Source organism: Micromonospora sp. NPDC023644, assembly GCF_040640115.1.
In the GTDB taxonomy this organism is placed as follows: Bacteria; Actinomycetota; Actinomycetes; order Mycobacteriales; family Micromonosporaceae; genus Micromonospora.
Window position 1 is genome coordinate 1 of sequence record NZ_JBFABA010000066.1, and the last position, 9660, is coordinate 9660.

Below are 9660 nucleotides of genomic sequence, written 5' to 3' on the forward strand. Positions count from 1 at the left end.
GCACAACAAGCGGGTGCTGGCCCGTCGGGGCGCGATCGCCCGCGGCGAGGTCACCCCGACGGGCGCCCACCCTCGGCGCGGCGCCGGCCAGCGCGGCCGACTCCGGGTCGACCGGCTCGTCGGCGGCCTCGGCCGAACGGGGGGCACCCTTCGGGGTGACCTCGCCGCGGGCGATCGCGCCCCGACGGGCCAGCACCCGCTTGTTGTGCGCCTGGATGCGCGGATCGTAGTTCTTGAGCAGCACCAGCAGCGGCGTGGCCAGCAGGATCGAGGTCAGGAACGCCACCGCCATACCGACGAAGAGCACCAGGCCGAGGTCCTTCAGGGTGCCCGCGCCGAGCAGGCCGGCACCGATGAAGAGCAGACCGCCGACCGGCAGCAGCGCGACCACCGACGTGTTCAGCGACCGCATGAGGCTCTGGTTGATCGCCAGGTTGGCCGCCTCGCCGTACGTCTGGTTGTTGTTCGCGGTGATGCCGCGGGTGTTCTCCTGCACCTTGTCGAAGACCACCACCACGTCGTAGAGCGCGAAGCCCAGGATCGTGAGGAAGCCGATGACCGTCGACGGGGTCACCTCGAAGCCGACCAGCGAGTAGATGCCGGCGGTGAGGATCAGGTTCATGATCAGCGAGGAGACCGCGGCGACCGCCATGCGCCACTCGAAGCGCAGGATCAGGTAGATCATCACCACCGCGATGAAGACGACCAGACCGAGCAGCGCCCGGGAGGTGACCTGGCTGCCCCACGCCTCGCTGACCTGGTTGCTGCTGATCGCGGCGACGTCGATGCCGAACTCCCCGGCGATCTCGTCCTTGACGGCGTTGGCCTGCTCGGTGTCGAGCTGGGTGGTGCGCACCTCGTAGAACTCGCCGCCGGTGCCGCCGACCTTCTGCGTGGTGACCACCCTGGCGTCGTCGCCGGCCGTGGCCAGGGCCTCCTTGACCTTCAGCTCGGTCTGCTCCAGCGTGCCGACGCTGGCCGGGATCTGGAACGAGTTGCCGCCGGCGAACTCGATGCCGAGGCTGAAGCCGCGCAGCCCGAAGCTGAGCGCCGACAGCAGGACCAGCACGAGCGCGACGCCGAACCAGACCTTGCGCCGGCCGATGACGTCGAGGCCGGCCTCACCGCGGTAGAGGCGGCTCGCGAGACCACTCTTGGCAGCCATCTCAGGCCTCCTTGGCACGCGGGTTGCGGGACGTGGCCGGCTCGGCCGTCCGGGGCGGCAGCGCCCGGCCGAGGCCGCTGACCCGTGGGGACAGGAACGCGGAGGTGCGGGCGAACATCGTCATGATCGGGTGCCGGAAGAGGAAGACCACGACCAGGTCCAGCACCGTGGCCAGCCCGAGGGCGAAGGCGAAGCCCTTCACCGCGCCGACCGAGACCACGTAGAGCACCACCGCCGACATCAGCGTGATCGCGTTGGCCGAGATGATCGTGCGGCGGGCCCGGATCCAGGCGCGCGGCACCGCGCTGCGCGGGCTGCGCCCCTCCCGGATCTCGTCCTTGAGCCGCTCGAAGTAGATGACGAACGAGTCCGCCGCCACACCTAGCGAGACGATCATGCCGGCGATGCCGGCGAGGGTGAGGGTGAAGCCGATCTGCCGGCCGAGCACCACCAGCGCGCCGAAGACCAGCAGCGCCGAGAGGATCAGGCTCAGGAAGATGACCGAGCCGAGCAGGCGGTAGTAGAAGAACGAGTAGATGATGACCAGCGCCATGCCGATGCCTGCCGCGAGCAGACCCGCCCGCAGGTGGCTGGCGCCCAGGGTCGCGGTGACGTTCTGCGACTCCTGGGTGTCGAAGGTGACCGGCAGCGCGCCGTAGCGCAGCTGACCGGCGAGGGCGCTGGCGTCCTTCTGAGTGAAGTTGCCGGTGATCTGCGAGTTGCCCGTCAGCACGCCCTGGATCTCGGGCGAGGAGACGATCTCGTTGTCGAGCACGACGGCGACGCGGCACTTGCCGTCCTGGCCGAGGGCGGTGGCGTCGCAGGCCTGACCCTCGTTGTTGAACGCCTCGCGAGTCAGGTTGGTCCACTTGTCCTGGCCCGGGCCACTGAAGTCGAGGCTCACCACCCACTGGCTGGTCTGGTCCAGCACCGCGTCGGCGTCCTCGACGTCGGTGCCGAGCACCTTCGCCTGGTCGAGCAGGTACTTCGCGGCGCCGTCCTCGCAGGCCACCACCTGCTGGTCGGGGGCGGAGACCGACGCCGGCGGGCGCTTGTCGAGCTGAGCGCAGCTGATCTGCGGCACGTTGAACTGCATCGCCGCCGGCAGCACCGCGACCTCGCGCGGGTCGAGACCCGCGAAGGGCTTGAGCTTCTCCGCCAGCGACGGGTCGGCGGCCAGGTCGGCCGGGGCCTTGAGACCGTTCGCGGCGGCCCAGGCGGCGGCGCCGACCTTCTGCTCGACGGCCTTGCGCTGCTCCTCGACGCTCTGCGGCACGGGCTCGCCGCTGGCGCTCGGCGTCGGGGTGGCGGCGCCGGCCGACGGGGTGGCGCTCGGCGCGGCCGACGCGCTGGCGCTCGGGGCCGGGGCCATGCCGCCCTGACCGCCGCTCGGCGACGCGGTCGCCTTCGGCCCGGCGCTGCCCGACGGGGCGGCGCTGGCCGAGGGCTTCGCGCTGCCCGACGGGGCCGGGGCCGCGCTGCCGGAGGGGGCCGGGGTGGCGGCGGGCGGCGGGGCGGCGGCCGCGCCGCTGCCGTCGGCGGCCTTGAGCACCTTGCGGAAGCGCAGCTCCGCGGCGCTACCCACCTCGGTGATGTCGCGGTTCTCGCCGGGCAGGGAGATCACGATGTTGCGGTTGCCCTCGGTGACCACCTCGGCCTCGGCGACGCCGAAGGCGTTGACGCGGCTCTCGATGATCTGGCGGGCCTCCTCGAGGTTCTCCGCCGTGGGGGCCCGGCCGTCGACGCTGTTGGTCGCTTCCAGCGTCAGCCGGGTGCCGCCGACGAGGTCCAGGCCGAGCTTGGGCTCCAGCCGGTCCTTCCAGCCGCCGCTGGCGCCGCCCGCGAAGAACACCAAAAGATAGAGGACGACGAAGATGAGCCCGAGCACGGCCAACTGCCGTCCGGGGCGCATCTGTCCCTGAGGTGGTGCCACGGCTGTCCTGTCTCCCTGTACGGTCGCGCCGCTGGTGCGGCGGGTGTCGGCCGGTCCGGCCGGCGGTTCCGACGGGCCGGCGTCGGAGGCCGGCATCCGGCTCCGAGGCTCGGCGCGGGGGCGTCGAGCGGAACGGGACGGGCCGGCTTCCGGCGTCGGGCCCAACTATCCAGTTTTCACGTCGCCTCCGCTGCCCCGTCGGGCGAAGTCGTCACCGGAGCCCGGCGACCACCACCCGTGCGGGGCGGGAGCGACCGTCACTCCTTGACGACGTCCGCGTCCTCGGTGACCGCCTCGTCGGCCGGGCGCTCCGCCTGGCTGACGACCCGGGCGATGGCCGGACGGGCGTACCGGGTCTGCACACCGGGCGCGACCTCGAGCAGGACGGTGTCGTCGTCGATGCCGGTGACCGTGCCGTAGAGCCCACCGATGGTGACCACCTCGTCGCCGGGGGCGAGGGCGGACTGCATGGACTCCGCCTCACGGCGGCGCTTCTGCTGGGGGCGGATCATCATGAAGTACATGACGCCGAAGAGCAGAGCGATCATGAGGATCGGCGTCAGGCTGCCGGCACCCCCGCCGCCCTCTGCTGCGTAAAGCACGGTGAAAGACCTTCCCATTGGCCGCCGTCCCGGCGCGGGCGCGTCGGAGCGGAGGCGGATTCTCACGTCCTGTACAGACCGGCGCGAGTCTAATCCCTGCACCTGGGAACGCCGAATGCGGCACAGATCACGTTCACATCACGGCTGATCGGCATCCACGGAGAACAGATCGGGCGTGGGAGGGGCATCCGCGCCAAATGTACCATTCGGGGGTGTGCGACCCAGGTGCCGCCAGGCGGCCTCGGTGGCGACCCGGCCGCGCGGCGTCCGGGCCAGCAGACCGGCCCGGACCAGGAACGGCTCGCAGACCTCCTCCACCGTGTCCGGCTGCTCACCCACCGCCACGGCCAGCGTGGACAGGCCGACCGGACCGCCCCGGAAGGAGTCGACCAGCGCGGTCAGCACCGCCCGGTCCAGCCGGTCCAGGCCCAGCGCGTCGACGTCGTACACCTTGAGGGCGGCCCGGGCGGTCTCCAGGGTGACCACCCCGTCGGCCCGGACCTCCGCGAAGTCGCGGACCCGGCGCAGCAGGCGGTTGGCGATCCGGGGCGTGCCCCGGGAGCGGCCGGCGACCTCGGCCGCGCCCTCGTCGGTGATCGGCACCCCCAGGATCCGGGCCGAACGGCGCAGCAACACCTCCAGGTCGGCCGGCGAGTAGAAGTCGAGGTGCGCGACGAAGCCGAACCGGTCGCGCATCGGCCCGGTGAGCAGGCCGGAGCGGGTGGTCGCGCCGACCAGGGTGAACGGCTCGACGTCCAACGGGATCGCCGTCGCGCCCGGGCCCTTGCCGACGATCACGTCGACCCGGAAGTCCTCCATCGCGCTGTAGAGCAGTTCCTCGGCCGGCTTGGCGATCCGGTGGATCTCGTCGATGAAGAGCACGTCGCCCTCGGCGAGGCTGGTCAGGATGGCCGCCAGGTCGCCCGAACGCTCGATCGCCGGGCCGCTGGTCACCCGGATGCCCGAGCCCAGCTCGGCGGCGACGATGTTGGCCAGGGTCGTCTTACCCAGGCCGGGCGGCCCTGAGAGGAGGATGTGGTCGGGCGGCGAGCCGCGGCGCATCGCACCCTGGAGCAGCAGGTCGAGCTGGTCGCGGACCCGGTGCTGGGCGATGAACTCCTCCAGCCGCTTCGGCCGGACGGTGGCCTCCGCGTCCAGGTCGGCGTCGTGCACGTAGGCGGAGACCAGCCCGCCGTCGGGCCCCGTCACCGGGTGCGGCCCAGCAGCCGGATGGCCTGCTTGAGCAGGACCGGCACCGGCGGAACGTCACCGTCGATCGTCTCCGCCACCGCGGCCACCGCCTGGTCGGCCTGGCCGGCCGTCCAGCCGAGCCCGACCAGCGCCTGCCGCACCTGCTCGGGCCAGGCCCCGCCGGTGACCCCGGCCGCGCCGTCGGCGCCGACCGGCACCGGGCCGACCCGGTCGCGCAGCTCCAGGACCAGGCGCTCCGCGCCCTTCTTGCCGATGCCGGGCACCCGGGTCAGCGCGGCGGTGTCGGCGTTGGCGATCGCCTTGCGCACCGCGTCGGGGGTGTGCACGGCGAGCACGGCCTGGGCCAGCCGGGGGCCGACGCCGCTGGCGGTCTGGAGCAGCTCGAACAGCTGCTTGGCGTCGTCGTCGGCGAAGCCGTAGAGGGTGAGCGAGTCCTCCCGGACGACCAGGCTGGTGGCCAGCCGGGCGGGCTGACCGACCCGCAGGTCGGCGAGGGTGCCCGGGGCGCACTGCACCGCCAGGCCCACCCCGCCGACCTCCACCACGGCGTGGTCCGGACCAGTCGCGGTCACCACCCCGCGCACGCTGGCGATCATCTGGCTCCTCCTCGTCGTACCCGGTCGGCCGCGGCGGCCAGCTTGGAGCGCGTCCCGCCGCGCCACACGTGACAGATGGCCAGCGCCAGGGCGTCGGCGGCGTCGGCCGGCTTCGGCGGCTCGGCCAACCGCAGCAGCCGGGTGACCATGGCGGTCATCTGCGCCTTGTCGGCCTGACCGGAACCGGTCACGGCCGCCTTGACCTCGCTGGGCGTGTAGGTCTGCACGGGCAGCCCGGCGCGGGCACCGGCGAGCACGGCGATCCCGCTGGCCTGGGCGGTGCCCATCACGGTGCGGACGTTGTGCTGGCTGAAGACCCGCTCGACGGCGACGCTGTCGGGCCGGTGCTCGGCCACCAGGTCGGTGAGCGAGCGGTCCAGGTGCAGCAGGCGCAGCGCCAGATCGTCGCCCGGATCGGTGTGGACGACGTAGTAGGCGACCAGCGTGCAGGGCCGCCCCGGCACGCCCTCGACCACGCCGACCCCGCACCGGGTCAGCCCCGGGTCGACGCCCAGCACCCGCACGCCGCCTCCTCCCCCAGCCGCCAGCAGTACGTGTGTTCGACACCCTACCGAGCCGGGCGACACCCCGCCGCCGGGGACACGCCGGGCGCGCCGACACGCCGCCCGGGGCGCGCGGCGGCCACACACTCCGGCCGTTGAGTATGTGTCGCCGGCCCATGTGCGCCCGGACACACAGCTCGTAACTTCATGCGCCATGACGGCAGAACCCGTGGCGGTCCCCCACGTCGTACACGTCGACCTCGCTGGTCGTACCGCCCTGGTGACCGGGGGCGGCAGCGGCATCGGCCGGGCCTGCGCCCTGCGGCTGGCCGCAGCCGGCGCCGAGGTGCTGGTGGTGGACCGCAACATCGAGGCGGCCAAGGCGGTGGCGGCCGAGGCCGGCGGACGGGCCGAGGGCGTGGACCTGGCCGACCCGGACGCGGTGGACCGGCTCGACGCCGACGTGGACATCGTGGTGAACAACGCGGGCCTGCAGCACGTGGCGCCGGTGCAGGAGTTCTCCGCGGAGCGCTTCGCCCACCTGCACCGGGTGATGGTGGAGGCGCCGTTCCTGATCATCCGCCGGGCGCTGCCGCACATGTACGCCAGGGGCTGGGGGCGGATCGTGAACATCTCCTCGGTGCACGGGCTGCGCGCCTCGCCGTACAAGTCGGCGTACGTCTCCGCCAAGCACGCGCTGGAGGGGCTGTCGAAGGTGGTCGCGCTGGAGGGCGCCGCGCACGGCGTCACCGCCAACTGCATCAATCCGGCGTACGTGCGCACGGCGCTGGTGGAGAGCCAGATCGCCGACCAGGCCGCCAGCCACGGCATCCCGGAGAGCGAGGTGGTCGAGAAGATCATGCTGGCGCGGGCGGCGATCAAGCGGCTGATCGAGCCGGAGGAGGTGTCCGAACTCGTGGCCTACCTCTGCTCTTCACCGGCGGCGTTCATCACGGGCGCGTCCATCGCGCTCGACGGGGGCTGGACGGCGAACTAGTGGCAAGCCGCACAATGTCGGTCATGTCGTCACCGGTGGAGTTCCTGGAGCTGCTCGCCCGCGAGGCCGCCGCGGTGGAGTTCGAGGGGCCGCTCGTCGCCGCGCGCGCCGCCGGACTGCCGCCCGAGCGGCTCGCCGAGCTGGAGCAGGCCAAGACGGTGGCGCTGCGGGTCCGCGCGCTGCTGGAACGCCGCCGCCGCCGGGAGGTCGAGCTCTCCGGGCTGTACGACACGGTCAGCGACCTGGCCGGGCTGCGCGACCTGGACGACGTGCTGCGCGCGATCGTGCACCGGGCGCGCAACCTACTCGGCGCGGACGTCGCCTACATGACCCTCGACGACGACGAGCGCGGCGACACGTACATGCGGGTCACCGACGGGTCGGTCTCCGCCCGCTTCCAGCAGCTGCGGCTGCCGATGGGCGCGGGCCTCGGCGGCCTGGTGGCCCAGTCCGGCGCCCCGTACGTCACCGCGAACTACCCGGAGGACGACCGCTTCCACCACACCGGCGAGATCGACGCCGGCGTGGGCGAGGAGGGCCTGGTGGCCATCCTCGGGGTGCCGCTGCGGCTCGGCTCCACCTCGATCGGGGTGCTCTACGCGGCCAACCGCTCGGCGCGGCCGTTCGTCCGGGAGGAGGTGGCGCTGCTGGTCTCCCTCGCCGCGCACGCGGCGGTGGCGATCGACACCGCGCGGCTGCTCGCCGAGACGCGGGCGGCGCTGGAGGAGCTGTCGTTCGCGAACACCACCATCCGGGCGCACAGCAGCTCCGTGGAGCGGGCCGCGGCGGCACACGACCGGATGACGGCGCTGGTGCTGCGCGGCGGCGGCGTGGAGGACGTCGCCGCGGCGGTCACCGACGTGCTGGGCGGGGCGCTGCTGGCGCTCGACGCGGAGGGCCGGCTGCTGGCCCGGGTCGGCGAGATCGAGGAGCCGGACCGGGCGGACATGGTGGAGGCGGTGGCCGCCTCGCGTACGGAGGGCCGCAGCGTGCGCCGGGGCCGGCTCTGGTACGCCGCCGTGGTGGCCGGGGCGGAGAACATGGGCGCGCTGGTGCTGCGCCCCGACGACGAGCTGGTCGACGCCGACCAGCGGATCCTGGAGCGGGCGGCGCTGGTGACGGCGCTGCTGCTGTTGTTCCGGCGTACCGTCGCCGAGGCGGAGGGGCGGGTCCGGGGCGAGCTGCTCGACGACCTGATCGCCCGGCCGCTGCGGGACACCGACGCGCTGCGCAGCCGGGCCCGCCGGCTCGGGGTGGACCTGGACGCCCCGCACGTGCTGGTCGCGGTCGGCGACGACGCGATCGCCGCGACCGGCTCGGCCCGGCAGCGGGTGCTCTCCTGGGCCACCACGTACGCCTCGACCCGGGGCGGGCTGGCGGCGGCCCGCGACGGGCGGGTGGTGCTGATGCTGCCGGGCCGGGACGCGGGTGGCAGCGCCCGGGCGGTGGCGCGGGACCTGTCCCGGGTTACCGGCCGGCCGGTGACCGCCGGGGCGAGCGGCCCGTCGACGGGGCCGGCGTCGCTGGCGGTGACGTTCGCCGAGGCGGAGCGGTGCCTGACCGCGCTCGGCGCGCTGGGCCGCTCGGGGCAGGGGGCGAGCACGGCCGAGCTGGGCTTCGTCGGGCTGCTGCTGGGCGCGGTGGGCGACGGGGGCGACAAGGACGTGAACCGGTTCCTGACCGCCACCGTCGGGCCGGTCGTCGACTACGACGCCCGGCGGGGTACCGCGCTGGTGAAGACCCTGGAGGCGTACTTCGGGGTGGGCGGCAGCCTGGCCCGGGCCGCCGAGCTGCTGCACGTGCACGTCAACACGGTCACCCAGCGGCTGGAGCGGGTCGGGCAGCTGCTCGGCGCGGACTGGCAGAAGCCGGAGCGGGCGCTGGAGGTGCAGCTGGCCCTGCGCCTGCACCGCCTGCGTACGCCGGCCGCCTGACCGCCCGCAGCCTGGCCGCCCGCTCCTTGACCCCCACCGCCGGCTGCCTGGCCGCCGGGCGCTGGCCGTCCGCCGTCGCGCGGCGGGCGGTCAGCGGGCGCGGATGCCGTCCAGCACGCCGTCGACGATGCGCTGCGGCAGCGTGGTCTCGTCGAGGTCGGGGTGCCAGCGCATGACACGCTGCACCAGCATCGGGCCGGTCAGCATCGCCATGACCACCTCGACGTCGAGATTCGCGCGGAGCTCGCCGGCGCGCATCCCCCGCCGCAGCACCTCGCGCATCATCTCCCGCCGCGGCTCGATGATGTTCTGGTAGAGCTGGTACTGCTCGGGGCTGCGGTTGACCTCCGGCACCAGGCAGGGCATGATCCGCGCCGCCCGCGGGTCGATGTGGTGACCGACCGCGCCCACCAGCAGGATCAGGTCGTCGCGGACCGAGTGGCCGGCGGGCTCGGGCGGGGTGCCCTTGAGCGTGCGCAGGGCGTCCCGCAGCAGCGCGTCCTTGCCGGGCCAGCGGCGGTAGATGGTGGCCTTGCCGACCCCGGCGCGGGCGGCGATCGCCTCGATCGAGATCGCCTCGATCGTGCTGCCGTCGGCGAGCAGGTCGAGGGTGGCCTCGACGATCGCCTCGTCCGCGCGGACGCGGCGCGGGGCCCCGGGGGGGCGGGGGGGGGCGGGGGGGGGTGTGATGTGGGGGGATTTTGCCGCATGGATGGGG

Annotated in this window: 9 protein-coding genes; 2 read left to right on the plus strand and 7 right to left on the minus strand. The window is 73.8% G+C overall.

Annotation, left to right across the window (positions count from 1 at the left end):
* The 6 genes from secF to ruvC form a co-directional block, all read right to left on the minus strand.
* Window positions 1-1165 (minus strand): protein translocase subunit SecF (gene secF, locus AB0G08_RS27445; RefSeq protein WP_358092981.1); only part of this gene is annotated, 1165 nt, incomplete at its 3' end.
* 1 nt (window position 1166) lies between these two features.
* Window positions 1167-3098 carry a protein translocase subunit SecD gene (gene secD / locus AB0G08_RS27450; RefSeq protein ID WP_358092984.1) on the minus strand — a complete coding sequence of 644 codons (1932 nt, stop codon included), beginning with the start codon at window positions 3096-3098 and terminating at the stop codon, window positions 1167-1169.
* Between the two features lie 257 nt (window positions 3099-3355).
* The gene (gene yajC, locus AB0G08_RS27455; protein ID WP_358092987.1) at window positions 3356-3700 is read right to left on the minus strand and encodes a preprotein translocase subunit YajC; all 345 of its coding nucleotides are present in this window, start codon (window positions 3698-3700) and stop codon (window positions 3356-3358) included.
* A gap of 138 nt (window positions 3701-3838) precedes the next feature.
* Complete coding sequence (ruvB, locus tag AB0G08_RS27460) at window positions 3839-4909, minus strand: Holliday junction branch migration DNA helicase RuvB (RefSeq protein WP_358092990.1); 1071 nt, start codon at window positions 4907-4909, stop codon at window positions 3839-3841.
* Entirely contained in the window at window positions 4906-5508 is a 603-nt protein-coding gene (ruvA, locus tag AB0G08_RS27465) for a Holliday junction branch migration protein RuvA (protein WP_358092993.1), read from the minus strand. The genes ruvB and ruvA overlap by 4 nt, the downstream gene beginning before the upstream one ends.
* Window positions 5505-6032, minus strand: a complete 528-nt coding sequence (gene ruvC, locus AB0G08_RS27470; RefSeq protein ID WP_358092996.1) for a crossover junction endodeoxyribonuclease RuvC — start codon at window positions 6030-6032, stop codon at window positions 5505-5507. Before ruvC ends, ruvA begins: the two co-directional genes overlap by 4 nt.
* 193 nt (window positions 6033-6225) lie before the next feature.
* Here ruvC and AB0G08_RS27475 point away from each other — a divergent pair, with 193 nt between their 5' ends.
* Window positions 6226-7008: a 3-hydroxybutyrate dehydrogenase gene (locus AB0G08_RS27475; protein ID WP_358092999.1), complete on the plus strand. Its 783-nt coding sequence runs from the start codon at window positions 6226-6228 to the stop codon at window positions 7006-7008.
* Window positions 7009-7022: 14 nt separating this feature from the next.
* Window positions 7023-8942 carry a helix-turn-helix domain-containing protein gene (locus tag AB0G08_RS27480; RefSeq protein ID WP_358093001.1) on the plus strand — a complete coding sequence of 640 codons (1920 nt, stop codon included), beginning with the start codon at window positions 7023-7025 and terminating at the stop codon, window positions 8940-8942.
* Between the two features lie 90 nt (window positions 8943-9032).
* On the opposite strand, the gene AB0G08_RS27485 is transcribed toward AB0G08_RS27480, so the two are convergent.
* Entirely contained in the window at window positions 9033-9632 is a 600-nt protein-coding gene (locus AB0G08_RS27485) for a TetR/AcrR family transcriptional regulator (protein WP_358093042.1), read from the minus strand.
* Between the last annotated feature and the right edge of the window lie 28 nt (window positions 9633-9660).